This is a genomic window from Alteromonas sp. KUL49, from assembly GCF_006538345.1.
Lineage (GTDB): Bacteria > Pseudomonadota > Gammaproteobacteria > Enterobacterales > Alteromonadaceae > Alteromonas.
On the sequence record NZ_BJKL01000003.1, the window covers coordinates 251144 to 267306 of the forward strand.

At 42.6% G+C, this 16163-nt stretch carries 11 protein-coding genes; 7 read left to right on the top strand and 4 right to left on the bottom strand.

The window, feature by feature from the left end:
- Nucleotides 1-26 precede the first annotated feature (26 nt).
- From EYS00_RS06870 to EYS00_RS06885, 4 genes are all read right to left on the bottom strand, one after another.
- Nucleotides 27-548, bottom strand: a complete 522-nt coding sequence (locus EYS00_RS06870; protein ID WP_130635820.1) for a hypothetical protein — start codon at nt 546-548, stop codon at nt 27-29.
- A 121-nt stretch (nt 549-669) separates the two neighbouring features.
- A complete protein-coding gene (locus tag EYS00_RS06875) occupies nt 670-1617 on the bottom strand; it encodes an ABC transporter substrate-binding protein (protein ID WP_130635821.1) in 948 nt (315 codons plus the stop codon).
- A 129-nt stretch (nt 1618-1746) separates the two neighbouring features.
- On the bottom strand, nt 1747-2499 hold the full coding sequence (locus EYS00_RS06880; RefSeq protein WP_130635822.1) for a LytTR family DNA-binding domain-containing protein: 753 nt from the start codon (nt 2497-2499) through the stop codon (nt 1747-1749).
- Nucleotides 2492-3580, bottom strand: a complete 1089-nt coding sequence (locus tag EYS00_RS06885) for a sensor histidine kinase (protein ID WP_130635823.1) — start codon at nt 3578-3580, stop codon at nt 2492-2494. Before EYS00_RS06885 ends, EYS00_RS06880 begins: the two co-directional genes overlap by 8 nt.
- A 475-nt stretch (nt 3581-4055) precedes the next feature.
- On the opposite strand from EYS00_RS06885, the gene EYS00_RS06890 reads away from it, so the two are divergent.
- From EYS00_RS06890 to EYS00_RS06920, 7 genes are all read left to right on the top strand, one after another.
- Complete coding sequence (locus EYS00_RS06890; protein ID WP_130635824.1) at nt 4056-6968, top strand: TonB-dependent receptor domain-containing protein; 2913 nt, start codon at nt 4056-4058, stop codon at nt 6966-6968.
- A 460-nt stretch (nt 6969-7428) separates the two neighbouring features.
- Nucleotides 7429-8421, top strand: a complete 993-nt coding sequence (locus EYS00_RS06895) for a DUF2157 domain-containing protein (protein WP_130635825.1) — start codon at nt 7429-7431, stop codon at nt 8419-8421.
- A 72-nt stretch (nt 8422-8493) separates the two neighbouring features.
- Entirely contained in the window at nt 8494-9312 is an 819-nt protein-coding gene (locus EYS00_RS06900; protein ID WP_130635826.1) for a DUF4824 family protein, read from the top strand.
- 198 nt (nt 9313-9510) lie between these two features.
- Complete coding sequence (locus EYS00_RS06905) at nt 9511-9786, top strand: hypothetical protein (RefSeq protein WP_130635827.1); 276 nt, start codon at nt 9511-9513, stop codon at nt 9784-9786.
- A gap of 112 nt (nt 9787-9898) precedes the next feature.
- A complete protein-coding gene (locus EYS00_RS06910; RefSeq protein WP_130635828.1) occupies nt 9899-11365 on the top strand; it encodes a TolC family protein in 1467 nt (488 codons plus the stop codon).
- Nucleotides 11358-13040, top strand: coding sequence for an efflux RND transporter periplasmic adaptor subunit (locus EYS00_RS06915; protein WP_130635829.1), 1683 nt, complete (start codon nt 11358-11360; stop codon nt 13038-13040). Before EYS00_RS06910 ends, EYS00_RS06915 begins: the two co-directional genes overlap by 8 nt.
- Complete coding sequence (locus EYS00_RS06920) at nt 13037-16156, top strand: efflux RND transporter permease subunit (RefSeq protein ID WP_130635830.1); 3120 nt, start codon at nt 13037-13039, stop codon at nt 16154-16156. The genes EYS00_RS06915 and EYS00_RS06920 overlap by 4 nt, the downstream gene beginning before the upstream one ends.
- Nucleotides 16157-16163 lie beyond the last annotated feature (7 nt).

Below are 16163 nucleotides of genomic sequence, written 5' to 3' on the forward strand. Positions count from 1 at the left end.
CATCAACGGCGATTTGTTTGGCAGTTTTAAGCAGGTAATCCGTCGGGATCTTGACAAAGCGATAGACGACCAAGCCAGTTGCAGAGGACAGTAAAAGTAGGAGTAGGGCGGCTAACGCACTGGTTTTTTACCGATTCACTAACAGCGCTTTGAAGATAATATTCGATGGAGTAAACCAACAATACTCGACCGCGAGAAAGCGAACGAATTTGCCCTCCTTCTGGGGCTAGTGTCAGTGGCGCTGATACATAAATTTGTTTGAGTCGAGGATTGTAACTTGCTCGGATACCGAATTTTTCAGAGGTTTCGTAAAATAAGGAGGCTCTGGTGTTTACTTCGGTAATGTGTTGCCCCAGATGACCAGCATTTGTCGAGTAAAGTACGATGTCGTTAGTATCGAGTGCCACCAATAACTCGTAACCAATGTTCACACCTCTTGCTCGTAGCGCTTGATCAGCGCGATTTGATTCGTCACTTTTCAAGAAGTTATTCATCTCACGAACCAGTGAGGCGATATCTTGTTCAGCATACTTGACGTTGCTATCCACGATGAAATCAACCGTCGAAGAGTAACTACTCCACAGCGAATAAGACCAAATTATTACCATCAGTAAGACAGTATAGAGTGGTATCCACAGTTTTAAATCTGCCGATACAATGTGATTAAACCTACGGTGTAATAAACTCATTCGTGGTCAGATGCTCTGGCTCTTGATAGTTGGAAAGTAGATCGTTGGATTTCATCAATGCCTCCAATCTCCTTGCTGATAGCATGAGCTGAGATGGTTCTCCAGACATCAATGTTTCAACTTCGGATTGAGTTGGCATGTAAATTTTGTCTAACGTTCCGTCCACACTGCTCAGGTCAATACGCAAAAACTTACTAACATACCTGCGAGTTAAATCTGGCTCTTGTTGCATGAACTCACGTGCATGGTAATAGCCCTCAATTAAACTCAGTATGGTGTTAGGTCGTTGTTCAACCACTTTCCGTTTAACCGCGATAACATCAATGACAGTGTTTGGAATCTGCGCACTATCGAAGAGAATGTTTGCTCCTCTCCCAACGAGATAACTCACCGTAGGTTCGAACGTAACAATAGCATCTACCGACTCAAAACATACTGAGTGCTGGTCAAAAGCGCAGTTAACAACATTAATGTCTTTAGTGGAAATGTTCACTGAAGACAGCGCCTGCTCGAGCATAAACGCACCAACAGCAGAACGCTCGACGGCCAACGTTCTCCCTGCTAACTCGCTCAAAGTATTAATGTTGGGTTTACTTACCAGCGCATCAGCGCCATTTGAGGTGTCTAGAACTAGTACAATTTGAATATCAATACCCAAATCTATAACGGTAAGTGCTTCATCTAACGTCAGCGCTGCTGCTTCTAGGTTGTCCATCGCTAGCGCGTGAATCGCCTCGGTAGTAGAGGGAAGTTCAATGATATTTATTCCTTGTCCAGCATACTGACCATTTTGTTTTGCAATATACAATGGTGCAAATCCTGGCCAACTGTTGATACCAAGTCGAAAGGGAGCTTGAAAGCTTTTTGAGCAAGATGGGATTAGTAAAACGACAACTAAAAGAAGTCCCGAATAAAACCTTGTACGCACGTGATTATCCTTATCAGTACTTTAAAAAAGTTGTACAACATTTAGTCGATAATTTCACATTACAGTACAAGTATAGAACAGTAAATAGAAGAGGCTTTAAATAAAAACCTCTTCTTGATTAAGAAAATCTTAACTTGTAAGTTCCGCAAGCTTTGTGCGGTTTCTTCGAGAGAGCATTAGAACATCTCCGGTATTCAAAATAACTGAATAATCGCCTTTTTCATTTGGACGTAATTCTGAAATCGCTGAGCGTTTTACGATAGTCGAACGATGAATACGTACAAAAATATCAGGGTTCAATTGCCCTTCTAAAACAGTCAGCGTCTCTCTGTGGAGTACTTGTTTTCCATCTTTCAAGTGAATTTCAGCATAGTTACCCGCACCCGAAATATAAACGATGTCATTAACGTCAACCAAGCGAATTCGGCCTGGATCTCGAATTACTAATCTATCCCGATAAGTGTTTTCTTGATTAATGATTTGTTTAAGCATTTCTCCAATTTGAACCACATCTTGAGGTGATTCTTCATGAATGCGAGAGTAGGCACGTGCTATCGCTTTGTTAAATCGGTCGTCGTCGTAGGGTTTTAATACATAATCTACTGCATCTAATTCAAATGCATTTGCTGCGTGTTCGTTATATGCGGTAACGAACACAACATTGCTTTTGCTTGGCAACGTTTGAGCAACCTCCATTCCATTCATTCTAGGCATTTCAACATCAAGCAAAACTAATTCTGGTTCGTAGATTTGAGCGAGTTCCATTGCCTCTTTACCGTCACTCGCTTCATAAACGCGATCAATATCTGTTCGCTGAGACAACAACATTTTCATTGTCTCTCTCGATAAACGTTCGTCATCTGCAATCAAAACATTAAGCATCCATATCTCCTGTGGGTATGATCAAGCGAGTTTGGAACATGCCATTTGAACTGGGAGTTAGTTCAAAGTGAAAATTGTCGAACATGCGCGCCAATCTCTCTCTGGTGTTTGACACACCAATACCATAGCCTTTGTGATCATCATTTTCGTTAACTGCATTTAGTAGGTCTATTTGCAGCATATCTTGAATTTTCGCTACTTTTAGGCGCAGTGGATTGCGCTTTTCATTCGATTGAGCCCCATGCTGAACCGCATTCTCTATCAAGGGGTGAAGCAACATATTTGGAATTTCGAGCCCTAAACATTCATCATCAACCTCGATATCAACATCGAGTTTGTCTTCAAAACGCATTTTTTGAATCGCTAAGTAACTTTCTATAAATTTGATCTCATCTTTTACTCGAACACTTTTATTACTCTTATTATCAAGAATTGTTCGCAACATCACACTCAAAGATGAAAGAGCACGTACTGCATCGTTTTCTTGTTTTAACCGCACTAGACTGGCGATAGTGTTCAGCGCATTGAACAAAAAATGAGGATTGAGTTGTGTACGCAAGGTTTTAAGCTGCTCCTCAATCAAAGCCGTTTGTAATCGCTTAAGTTCAATACGATCGTTTACCGATTGCTGGTAGTAGCGCAAACTCATGGTTAAAACCACAACGCCACCATAAATCAAAACGTCAATATGCGCGCTGCCGGTAAGTACTACATATAAAGCTTCCATGTTATCGGTAAAGCTTCTATCAACTAACGCACCGCGCATGAAGGTTGAAGCTATAAAGTACAGCATCAAGATGAACGATCCCGACACTAAGTGTGCACCTAAACGCTTAACCCAATGGTCGAACGACTCTTCAATAATATTTGTCGCGGTATGTGTTAAACCAGATACCCAGATCCAGTTGAGAAACCAGGGGCTGAGCAAAACCCAAACTCTACCCCAAGAAAGTGCATTGGATGTATCCAAAATTGCATTGTATTGGATGTACGTAATTACACTAAGTATGGTAAACCAGAAGCATATTGATAATGCCCAGAAGAACTTCCCTGGTTTGTGTAAAGACAAGAAATCTAGCATCCTAAACCTATCCCAATTGGCAGTTCGCTATAGCGAACATTTGTGTATCCAACAAACAAAAATATCCATATTCTCCTTCATCAATCCTTAACCTGTGACTGCGCCCCGCCTTTTAGTCATCATTATGAGACCACTTGTCACAACATTTGGTCAATTCGGCAAATGTTACAAACTGCGACAGCTGGTCACACTTATTAGTTTTCTACGTAATCGGCGTGAGTTCACTAGCGTTTGTCGTACTAAACCTGCGAATAAACGCTTTTTTTAGACACACAATTTTTGCGATAAACGGCGCTAAGAAACTGCGAAATCCGCTTGTCGCGCATTTCCCCCCGTTTATCCCTAGATAATGTCGTCCTATGTATACCACCTAGAGATAAGACCTGTTTCTTCCTAATTTACTTTCAGATAGCGACAGCTATCTACCAAAAAATAATTATGAAGCTATGCAAAGTAGCTTCGCAGGGAGAAATACATGTATAAAAAAACAAAATTATCAAATGCGGTAAAATACGCATTGGTAGTAGGCACTGCGCTCGGTATGACATTTAATGCCAATGCGCAAGAAAACACGACAGAAGAAGAACAAGTTGAAAGGATTGCAGTAACCGGTTCACGCATTAAATCAGCAGAACTCGCCTCAGCATCACCGCTCCAAATACTAGACGCAAGTGACATTCAAGCATCTGGTGTTGCGAACATCCAAGATATACTTCTAGAAAATCCAGCGTTTGGTACACCAGCGATTAGCCGTACAAACTCAAACTTTTCTACAGCAAGTGCTGGTGTATCAACTATCGACTTACGAGACTTGGGTACTGCGCGTACCTTGGTACTGGTCAATGGCCGCCGGTTTGTGTCTGGTGTTCCTGGTAGCTCTGCGGTTGACTTAAATACTATTCCAGCACAATTTATTGAGCGTATTGAAATTCTGACCGGTGGCGCGTCTGCGGTATACGGTTCTGACGCTGTTGCTGGTGTTGTTAACATCGTAATGAAAGACAACTTTGAAGGTATTGAGTTTAATGCACAATTAGGTCAATCAGGTGAGGGTGATGCTGACGAGCGTCAGTTCGCCATGACCATGGGCGCAGAAAGTGCTGATGGAAAAGGTACCATCATGGCGCACATTTCATACACAGACCAAGGCGCTGTTTTTTCTAGAGATCGCAAGCGCTCTGATGTTGACCAATTATCAGGCATCTACTTTGAAGATGACCCGGTAGCGAATCCAGGTTCAATTTTTGAAGCAGTTCGCCCATTCTTCTCATCATTCCCACCGCAAGGTCGTTTTGATGCAGGAGATACGCGCTACACGTTTGATTCGAACAACAATCTTCAGGCGGGATTCTCTACCAACGGTAACGATACCATTGGGCCAGATGGTTTTAACCGATCTGCGCATCGTACTATTGCGATCCCAACTGAGCGTTATCTTATGGCGTTAAATGGTCGTTATGAATTAACAGACGACCACGCATTTTTCTTCGAAGGTACATACTCAAACGGTTCGACCACTACTGAACTTGAGCCGTTCCCATTTGCATCAGACGATATCTATTCAGATGGTTTTGTTCCTCTCGAATTCATGGTTGGCGGCCAGTTAGTGGCTAACCCATTCGTACCAGATGCTATCTTAAATTCTGCGATTGACGAAAACGGCGATGGTGTCCGCGATTTGTTCTTTGCTAAACGTCTGAGTGGCGTTGGCAACAGGGGTAACACTGCCGAGCGTGATACTTTCAGAATCTTAGCAGGTATGGAAGGTGAATTGTTCGATGGTTGGTACTATGACGTATTTTATACTTACGGCCAAACGAAAGAAGCTCAGGTTTCTAATGGTCTAGTAAACGTTCAAAACTTCCGTTATGCACTAGAAGCGGTGACCGACGTTGCAGACTTTGATAACGATGGTATTACCGACGAAGCGATTTGTATGGATGCCACTGCTCGCAGCTTTGGCTGTGTTCCCATCGACATTTATGGTTTTGGTTCAATTTCAGAAGAGGCTGCTAGGTATGTAACCGCACCAGCGTTACTCTCTACGGAAGTTACGCAAGAAATCATTGGCGGTAACATCTCTGGTGAAGTTATGGAGTTACCTGCGGGTCCTCTGGGTGTTGCTGTTGGTTTTGAATATCGTGAAGAGTTCTCACGTAGTGAATTTGACGCATTACAACAAGCAGGTCTTAACGCGGGTAATGCTATTCCAGCTACTGAAGGTGAATTCGACGTTACAGAATTCTACTTAGAAACCAATGTACCAGTGTTTGAAGGTTTCAATGTCAAGGCTGCGGTGCGTGCATCTGACTATTCAACAGTAGGTAGCACCTCGAGCTGGAACGTTGGTTTCGACTACGAGCTTAACGATGAAATTCGCTTCCGCGTGATTCAAGCGCAATCAACACGTGCGCCTAATATTGATGAATTGTTCCAGCCAGACAGTCAAACATTCCCTTCAGGTTTGATTGACCCTTGTACAAACGACGCAACAGCACGATGCTTAGCTGATGCAGGTGTTGCGGCAAACATCGCAACTAACGGCACATTTACACTTAACCAATCTGACATTCAAGGTATTAGTGGTTTTAACCGCGGTAATATCAATGTTAGTGAAGAGAAAGGTAAATCAACCACAGTGGGTGTTGTTTATACGCCTGAAAACATTACGTTCCTTGAAGATTTTGATTTCACGTTGGATTATTTTGATATTGAGATCGAAGACGCAATTGTATCAACACCTCGTCAGTTCATCCTAGATCAGTGTTATGACGGTGGCGATGAGTCATTCTGTGATTTTGTTACACGTCGTCCTACTGCAGTAGGTAACAACAGCGCTGGTTCAATCGAGTTTATCGATAGCGCGGTGACTAACAGTGGTGGTGTTACTCTTGAGGGTGTTGACTTAACCGTTAATTATCGTACTGAGGTTGGCGGTGGCGATCTAACTGCACGTTTGGCTTACACCTATCTCATCGACGGTGCGACTACGCCAACACCTGATGCTGCTGAAGATCCGTTCGTAGGTGAAATTGGTACGTCAGAACACAAGGCATTCTTCAACTTAGGTTACCGTTACGACGATATGAACTTCGTTGCACGTATGACTTATATTGGTGCTGCTGACTTTGATGATCAATTCCTCTCTGGGTTTGGCATCGCACCGGGTGGTATTGGTGTGAGTTCAATCACCTATGTTGATTTGCAAGCGAGCTATCAGCTTAATGATGTTGTTGAAGTGTATGGCGGTATCGACAATGCATTCGACAAAGAGCCACCAAGAATTCTTTCTGGTGTAGCGGGTAGTGACACGGGTACTGAAACTGACGCGGGTACTTACGATCCAATTGGTCGTGAATTCTACGTTGGTGTTCGTGCACGCTTCTAATTGAAATAGTTAGATAATATTAGAAAAAGGTCAGCAACTGCTGGCCTTTTTTGTTGGCTATTAACCTTTAGTCTTAGTTTTCCTCATTTTATCCCAGCTAGTGGTCAATTCGTCACTGTTGTGTAGCGCCCAATATTCAACAAGTTAAACTAATTACGTTGGATGAACTTCCAACAGAGTACACAACATTGTAGACGTGTATTCAAACTGGACCTTTGGGCTGATGCACCCTAGCATCAGCCTCTTTTTTTACGTCATCTCTGCTTTCTGAGCTAAAACGTCCACACAACCTCACCAATAATATTCTCTTCAAGAACACATCCTGTGCAACTGGATATCAAAACGTAAAGGTTTGTTAATTCCTTGACTTAAATAATGATTAGGCCGAATCTAAGTTATGTCGATTTTGCTGGACAACAATGCGATCGTGCATTGATGCATTCAAGGAAGTATGTAGTTTATGGATAGTCAACATCTAGCTCAACAGCGTTGTGATCAAATTAACGCATTCAACAAGGAGTTAGAAACCTTAGAACGTGAGGGTGTGTTTATTTTATCAGAGAGTTCTCGGCAATCCGTCTCTGCACACCATGAACAATTACTTCGAGATTTATCAGCGTCATTTGATATTGATAGCAACAATACTGCAAAACAGCTTTCCATTGGTATGAAAGTCGCTTCGTTGTTTGGAGCTATTGCACTATCAGCGAGTGTGTTTTTTCTTTTCTATCAGTATTGGGGGCTGTTGACTACGACCATACAAACCCTTGTGTTAGTTGCCTCTCCGTTGATTATGCTTGGAATAACGGCTATTTTCAGCAAACATGAAGACTCGGGATATTTTGCAAAAATCAGTGGGCTTCTCGCCGTATGTTGCTTCGTATTGAATCTATCAATGTTCGGGAAAATATATAATCTCCCGTCGTCGCCAAATGCGTTTTTAATATGGTCCTTGTTTTCTTTGTTGCTCGGGTACAAAGTGAGATCGAGAGTACTATTAACCTTCGCTATTTTGTCGTTCGCTGCTTATTTGTCTGCGAGAATGGGAATGTGGTTCGGTATTTATTGGCTTTCATTTGGTGAACGGCCTGAGAACTTTTTCTTACCCGCATTACTTATATTTGCTTTGGGGCACCTCGTCCAAAAGCATTATGAAAACTTTGCGCCAGTATACAGGGCGTTCGGCTCGCTATTGTTGCTCATACCTGTACTTGTGCTCTCCCATTGGGCCAATGGCAGCTACTTACCATACTCAAGAGAATTCATAGAGGGGAGCTACCAATTAGCAGGGTTTGCTATCTCTGCAGGGCTCGTTTGGTATGGGGTCTACAGAAACTGGAACGAAAGTATCAACTTAGGCACAGTGTTTTTTATTGTTTTTTATATACCAAGTTTTACGAGTGGTGGTGGGATTGGTTCCCAAAATATCTATTCTTCCTGGTTATTGCGCTAACTTCTGTACTTCTACTGCTGATATTAAAACGCGTGAGAATGCAGTTGAAGCATAATGCAGTAGGAGTTAACCATGTTTGAAAGATTGAAAACAAACGCATTTTTGATTTTGGCGGTACTTTTACTAATCGTAAATGGGTTCGTATTAGCTACCGTGGTGTCAAACAAACAAAGCGTATTGTCTGAACTCGTTTTGACTGAGCGAGAACTCACTCTGTCTTACAAAAAAAATGAAAATTCGGGGAGGTTTCTTCGAATTAAATATCGAGCGCTTAACGATAATGTTGGTTTGTATGTAGGTTCATATAGCCGCTTGTTTCCTAAGTGGTTAACTGAAGAAAAACTGATCCAACTTGGTTTTGTAATCAATAACGAGGACACGGATGACACTTACATAGGCGTTTATGACAAAAAGGAAGTTTATATCGCTCTTGAATATGACGGAGAGGCCTATGTAAATATGTTATCCAATGTGGAAGCGTGGTACGAAGAGCAATTGTTAGAAGAGGAATCACCCTCAGATCGGGAACGCTTTGTTAGAAGGCTTGCTAAAGAACGAGACGAAGCGTCGAGATTATTTGTCATAGATGCTGAAACGTCTTTGGATGTACTGCTTTCTCGTTACGATGGTGCTGAAAACATCATGTATGCCAAAGCGATTGTCAGTGTTTCAAAACCACTTTATGGCGATAATCGCGGTCACGGCTTTGTCGGTTTTATTGAACAATTAGCCGTTGAAAACATTAATCTAGCCTTGCCTTATAGTCATACTCTAGGGCAACTTCCTTTACGCGAGTATGATCAGGTTAATCCGCCAAGGTATCGTGTTAGTGTAAGCGTTGGCAGCCAATTATCACCGTTTGTAACTGACGTTTCTTTGATGAGTGATTGAGTAAACTGAGTTCAAGTATTCGCAATACCCAATCGGTCGGTTTATTTGAACTGTATTATTCACTATAATCCAACCATGAATATTAAACATACATCGGTTTCAATCCTTTTTTTGCTAACACTGCTCTTCTCACAAGTCAGCAGTTCGTTTGCATCGCCGATGATATCTTCTTCATCAGATGCTTCTTGTAACATGTCAATGGAACATCATGATGGTTCACATGGTTCCAATTCAGCAATGGCTATGGGGCATAATAGTCAAGACGCCGATTGTTGTGATACTCATGATATGAGTAAATGTGCTGAAGGGCAGTGTGATTGTGTCGTACTGTCTTTCGTAGCCGCTATTATCGATGACCACGTTCCTAAACAATCAACGGTTAACGCGACTAAAGCGCCATCCGAGTTGGCTTCATTCGTCTTATCCGCTTATTCCGCACCTCTCATACGACCTCCAATACAGCTCGTTAAGTAAATTACTGTTCGCCATAGCGAACCAGTACTTCTATCTCCCCACGTAGAATGGGACAAAGCGCAGCCATCATGGTTTGTGACTACCAGCAATTCTTGTTTAAAGAGAACAATTAATGAAAGTATTTCAAAGCGTACTTTTGCGACCTGTATTTATAGCAATGCCAGCAGTGGTAATTATTAGCTTGTCACTAGCAAGTATTAGAGATGTGAACGCATCGACAGTGTTGAGTCTAGACGGGGCTATCAGAATCGCCCAATCACAGGACAATTGGCTAGCGAAAAGTCATTTAGCGCAGGAGCAGCTTTCCATCCTCAGCGAGGGAGCGAGTGCATTACCTGACCCGACGTTGAATATTGGTATGTTGAACCTACCTACGGACGGTTTTGCTTTGAACCAAGAACCTATGACACAGCTGAGAATAGGTGCCTCTCAACTATTTCCAAGGGGGAATACCCTAGCGTTACAGCAATCACAATTACAAGAAACTGCAGATAAACAACCTATTATGCGGGCTGAAAGGCTTTCTAATATTGAACTGCAAACAACTCATCTTTGGCTAGACGCATACTTTAGCCAAGCAAGCTATGCCTTAGTAAAAGATGCTGAACCACTTTTTGATAAGCTTGTTGAAATAGTAAATGCGGAATATGTATCCTCTGTAGGCAAAGCAAGTCAGCAAGATTTAATTCGGGCCGAATTGGAACTTGTAAGACTTCAAGACAGACTTATTACCTTATCCACACAGCAGCAAACCGCATTAGCTAGACTGAGTCAGTTTTTGTTAACTCCACGTCAGTCTCATAGTGAAGTCTCAGAATTTGAATATTTTGATTCAGTTGGAGAGCTACCAAACCATCAGCTTAAACATATTAGTACGCAATTAGCGCAATTGAATGCCTCGCATTTTTTAGATCAACAAACGTTGTTTTCTTTGATAGAAAATCATCCATTAGTGATGGTGATAGAACAGCAAATTAACGCTGATAAAATCGGTGTTGAGATCGCAGAGCAAAACTACAAACCACAGTATGGCGTTAGTGCAAGCTATGCGCTTCGAGACAACGAACCAGAGGCTCAAGGAGGTGATAGCCGAGCTAACTTTTTATCTATCGGAATGACTATGTCGTTGCCGCTATTCTCAACCAAACGACAGGATTCGCAGGTAATGAATAGTATTCATCAGGTAGAAATCACCAAGACAGAAAGACTATTACTTCTTCGTGAGCTTATGGCTGGCTTGCAAAGTAGCCTTCAACAATATCAAGGTTCATCCCAACGACTAAACATGTATCAAGAGGTGATCTTGCCTCAAATGTCCCAACAATCTGAGGCGGCTCTCAAGGCTTATACCAATGACTTAGGTGATTTTGCTGAGGTAGTAAGAGCTAAGATCGCAGAATTAGATGCAAAGATAACAACATTTAAGATAGAGGTGGATCGGCGAAAAGCGCTGGCGGAGATTCAATATTTTTTAGCCACTTATGAATCAGACACAGATTCATCCTCCAATGCGCGTACCAATTCTACGCTTAATCTCACGAGTAAAAGCCCACGCTTTCAAGGGATGACTAATGACTAAACAACAAAAAAACAATCGCTCATTTCCTGATTCTAGCAGGGTAACAACACTTTTCATTGGGGTAGCGATAGGACTCGTCGTTGCGATACTTGGCTACCTAATCCTTGTGCCATCCAATCACAATTCACAACATGTTGAGGCTGGAATAGACACGCCAAATAAACCCTTGTATTGGGTTGCGCCCATGGACCCTAATTTCAAACGAGACAAACCGGGTAAGTCTCCAATGGGCATGGATTTGGTTCCTGTGTATGAGAATAATAACGCCGAGATGTCACCCGGCACGGTTTCTATTGACCCAGTAACCCAACAAAATCTTGGCGTAAAAACCACAGTTATTAAAGCATTAACGCCGAACAAAACCATCACGGCATTGGGCGAAGTACAATATGCACAAGATGAGATTGAGCACGTACACTCGCGGATCGCGGGTTGGATTGAGGTACTAAATGTACGCGCTAAAGGTGATTTTATCGAAAAAGGAACGCCCTTGTACTCGATTTACTCTCCAGAACTAGTCAATGCACAGGAAGAGTTGGTTATTGCTCTTAGACAGAATAACGCTACTTTAATTAACGCGGCAAAGCTCAGACTTCGTTCTTTAGCGGTTCCTCAATCTCAAATACAAACCCTCGAATCCACAAGAAAAGTGTCTCACACTGTGACCTTCCTGGCACCGATTTCAGGTTATGTAAAAACACTGAATATTCAACAGGGTTTTTACGTAGAGCCAAGTGTCACTATGTTATCTATTGCTTCAATTAACAGAGTTTGGGTGATTGCTGATGTATTCCCTAATGATGCGACCATGTTGCACGTGGGACAAGAAGGAACAATTACAAGTGACCATTTACCAGGTCAAATCTTTGAAGCTCAGTTAGATTACCTGTACCCAAAGTTAAATGAACTAACACGCACTACACAAGCTAGATTTGTAGTTCAAAACCGGCTCAGTCATTCAAGCCAAGTTCACATCGAGCAAATGCTAAAACCCGGTATGTTTACCCAAATAGCGCTGTCTTATAGAGGTGAGAATGCCAATAGTGAAAACGGCACAGTTTTGGGTGTTCCAAAACAAGCTGTGATTAGAAGCGGTAAAAATGATCGAGTTGTATTGTCATTAGGTGAAGGGAAATTCAAATCCATTAATGTGCAATTGGGTCGAGATTTTGATCACTACTTTGAAGTGCTAGATGGTTTGGTTGAGGGGGATGAAATTGTCACTTCCGCTCAGTTTCTCATCGATTCGGAAAGTAGCATAACCTCTGACTTTAAGCGTATGGAAACCCCTGATAGCACACCTTCTAGTGGACACGAACATCATATGTCGATGCAATCTCCTGTGAGCCAACAAACAGACGATGCTGATAGCACATTAGAAGAAAAAACGAGTGCTTGGACCGAAGCCACGATTAACAATGTAGACAAAGAACGACGCACGGTTAACCTATCACACGGTTACCTAGATGCATTCAATATGATGGGCATGACGATGAATTTCAGTGTGTCTGAGCGCATTGACATCAATGAATTCAAAGTAGGGGCAAAGGCGCATGTTGAAATTGTTCGCGAAGACAGTGGCATGTTCCAAGTGAAAACACTTCACATTATGAGCGATGTCGAGACTGAGCCAAATCATCACCAGTATGATCATTCAATGGGAGATCAGCAATGATCAACCGTGTAATTTTGTGGTCTATTCAAAATAGGTTTTTTGTACTTCTCGCTACGCTTTTAATCGTTGGCACAGGCGTTTACTCAATAAAAAATACTCCAGTAGACGCCATTCCTGATTTAAGCGACGTGCAGGTTATTGTAAAAACGTCGTACCCAGGGCAAGCACCTCAAGTGGTTGAAGATCAAATAACTTACCCGTTAACTACAGCGCTACTATCAGTTCCCAAGGCAAAAACGGTGAGGGGCTTCTCATTTTTTGGTGATTCTTATATCTACATCATCTTCGAAGACAACACCGACATCTATTGGGCGAGAAGTCGCGTACTGGAATATTTATCGCAGGCTTCCACTGCATTACCAGAAGGGGCAAAACCTCAATTAGGACCTGATGCAACAGGTGTAGGTTGGGTGTATATGTATGCGCTAAGCGATAAAAGCGGCAAGCATGATTTAAGCGAACTTCGCAGCTTGCAAGACTGGTTCTTAAAGTACGAATTGCAAACGGTAGCGGGCGTTTCTGAAGTGGCAACTGTAGGCGGCATGGTAAAGCAATATCAAGTCATGGTTGACCCACTTAAACTTCAAGCTCTGGATATTCCGCTTTCTCACGTACAGCTAGCACTTCAGCGGGGTAATCAAGAATCAGGAGCATCGGTCGTGGAAATGGCAGAGGCCGAATACATGATCCGTGCAACAGGGTACATACAAAACGCAGCGGATATTGAAAACATTCCGATTGGTTTACGAGCGACTGATCAAAACAGCAAGGTTCCCATATTGATAAAACACGTCGCCAGTGTAGAAGTAGGTCCGCAAATGCGCCGTGGTGTAGCCGAACTTAATGGCGTAGGGGAAAGTGTTGGTGGCATTGTAGTGATGCGTTTTGGTGAGAATGCACAAGCAACCATTAATGGCGTTAAAGCCAAGTTAGAAGCACTGCAAAAAAGCTTACCCGATGGCGTAGAAATCATTTCAGTGTATGACCGCTCAGGTTTGATAGAACGAGCAGTAGACAATCTAACGCAAAAGCTGTTGGCAGAATTCGCTGTAGTCATCATTATTTGTATGGTGTTTTTGTTTCACTTGCGCTCTTCTATTGTGGCAATCATTAGTTTGCCCATTGGTATTCTTGGCGCGTTTGTGGTGATGCAATGGCAGGGTATAAACGCCAACATTATGTCCTTAGGCGGAATCGCCATCGCCATTGGAGCAATGATAGACGGTGCGATAGTGCTTGTTGAGAATATGCACAAGCATATGGAAAAAACAGAGGTTAATGCAGATAATCGCTGGAAAGTTGTGGCTAAGTCTGCAACTGAAGTGGGGCCTGCGCTGTTCTTCAGTTTATTGATTATTACAGTAAGTTTTCTCCCTGTATTTACCTTGGAAGCACAAGAGGGACGAATGTTCAGTCCGCTTGCTTACACGAAAACTTATGCCATGGCTGCAGCAGCACTGTTAGCAATTACTCTAGTACCTGTACTCATTGGATATTTTGTTGGGGGCAAAATTACGTCAGAAGCCAAAAATCCGGTTAACAAGTTGCTCATTGCGGTTTACAGGCCGGTACTAAAACAGGTGTTACGTTTTCCAAAGTTTACTGTTTTTGTGTCTGTTTTCATCATGGCTGTTGGAACGTGGCCGTTGAATAAAATAGGGAGCGAGTTTATCCCACCTTTAGACGAGGGTGATTTGATGTATATGCCAACCACTTATGCGTCGGTATCTATTGGTGAAGCAAGAGATATTTTACAGCTCACGAATAAACTGATTAAAACTGTGCCTGAAGTAGAGACGGTGTTCGGCAAAGTGGGTCGCGCTGAAACGGCTACCGATCCCGCACCACTAACAATGATAGAGACTTTCATTCAACTTAAGCCAAAATCTCAGTGGCGCGAAGGAGTAACCACCCAAAGCTTAATAGCTGAGTTCGATAACTTAGTTAACTTTCCCGGATTAACTAATGCGTGGGTGATGCCGATCAAAACCCGCATCGACATGTTAGCAACAGGTATTAAAACCCCTGTGGGCATAAAAATAGGTGGGCCAGAGTTAACTACAATTCAATCGATTGGAAAAAAACTCGAAACGCTACTTGGTTTAATGGATGGCACAGCTTCAGTATACGCAGAGAGGGTAGCTGGCGGCCGTTATATCACCATAGACATCGATAGGTTAAGTGCTGCACGATATGGCCTTAACATTGCGGATGTTCAATCCTTTATCAATAGTGCTGTTGGTGGCGCTAACATTACCAATAGCGTAGAAGGGCGAGAAAGGTACCCGATTCAGATTCGCTTCCCGCAAGACTATCGCGATTCTCCAGAATCACTGCGTCGCCTTCCTTTTGTGACGCCAAGTGGTGCACATATTCAGTTAGGTGACATCACTTCAATTCAAATCGAAGACAGCCCACCTATGATTAAAAGCGAAAATGCCCGTCCAAATGGCTGGGTTTACGTGGATATAGAAAACATGGATGTGGGGCAATATGTAACTGACGCCAAAGCGTTGATATCCGAGCAACTGGAATTACCAACAGGGTATTCACTGACGTGGAGCGGACAATATGAATATATGGAACGGGCTAAGGCTAAACTCACCTATGTTGTACCGCTTACACTGGCAATCATCATTGTATTACTATACGCCAGCTTCAGAAGCTTTCCGCAGGTTGTGATGATTATCGGTACTTTACCTTTCGCGCTTATTGGTGGAATTTGGCTGTTATATTTAGAAGACTTTAACTTTTCAGTAGCCGTTGGCGTTGGATTTATAGCATTAGCAGGTGTTGCTGTTGAAATAGGTATCATTATGCTGGTGTATCTAGACAGCAAGTACAATGACCTAAAGCAATCCTTCAACGAAGTTGAACTAAAGCAAGCCATTATTGAGGGTGCAGAACAAAGGATCCGACCGGTAATGATGACCTCAACCTCTATAATCTTCGGATTGATGCCGGTGATGTACAGTTCGGGCGCAGGGTCAGAAGTCATGAGTCGGATTGCTGCGCCCATGGTCGGTGGCATGATTAGCGCATTACTGCTCACGCTTATTGTACTGCCAGCAGTTTACTATTTATGGCGTTCATCAAGTAGCCGGAATTTCATATAGTTAGTGT

Coding starts and splice junctions, on each gene's coding strand:
- EYS00_RS06905 (WP_130635827.1), top strand. CDS start 9,511: ATGGAACATCATGATGGTTCACATGGTTCCAATTCAGCAATGGCTATG.
- EYS00_RS06880 (WP_130635822.1), bottom strand. CDS start 2,499: ATGCTTAATGTTTTGATTGCAGATGACGAACGTTTATCGAGAGAGACA.
- EYS00_RS06920 (WP_130635830.1), top strand. CDS start 13,037: ATGATCAACCGTGTAATTTTGTGGTCTATTCAAAATAGGTTTTTTGTA.
- EYS00_RS06890 (WP_130635824.1), top strand. CDS start 4,056: ATGTATAAAAAAACAAAATTATCAAATGCGGTAAAATACGCATTGGTA.
- EYS00_RS06910 (WP_130635828.1), top strand. CDS start 9,899: ATGAAAGTATTTCAAAGCGTACTTTTGCGACCTGTATTTATAGCAATG.
- EYS00_RS06900 (WP_130635826.1), top strand. CDS start 8,494: ATGTTTGAAAGATTGAAAACAAACGCATTTTTGATTTTGGCGGTACTT.
- EYS00_RS06895 (WP_130635825.1), top strand. CDS start 7,429: ATGGATAGTCAACATCTAGCTCAACAGCGTTGTGATCAAATTAACGCA.
- EYS00_RS06915 (WP_130635829.1), top strand. CDS start 11,358: ATGACTAAACAACAAAAAAACAATCGCTCATTTCCTGATTCTAGCAGG.
- EYS00_RS06885 (WP_130635823.1), bottom strand. CDS start 3,580: ATGCTAGATTTCTTGTCTTTACACAAACCAGGGAAGTTCTTCTGGGCA.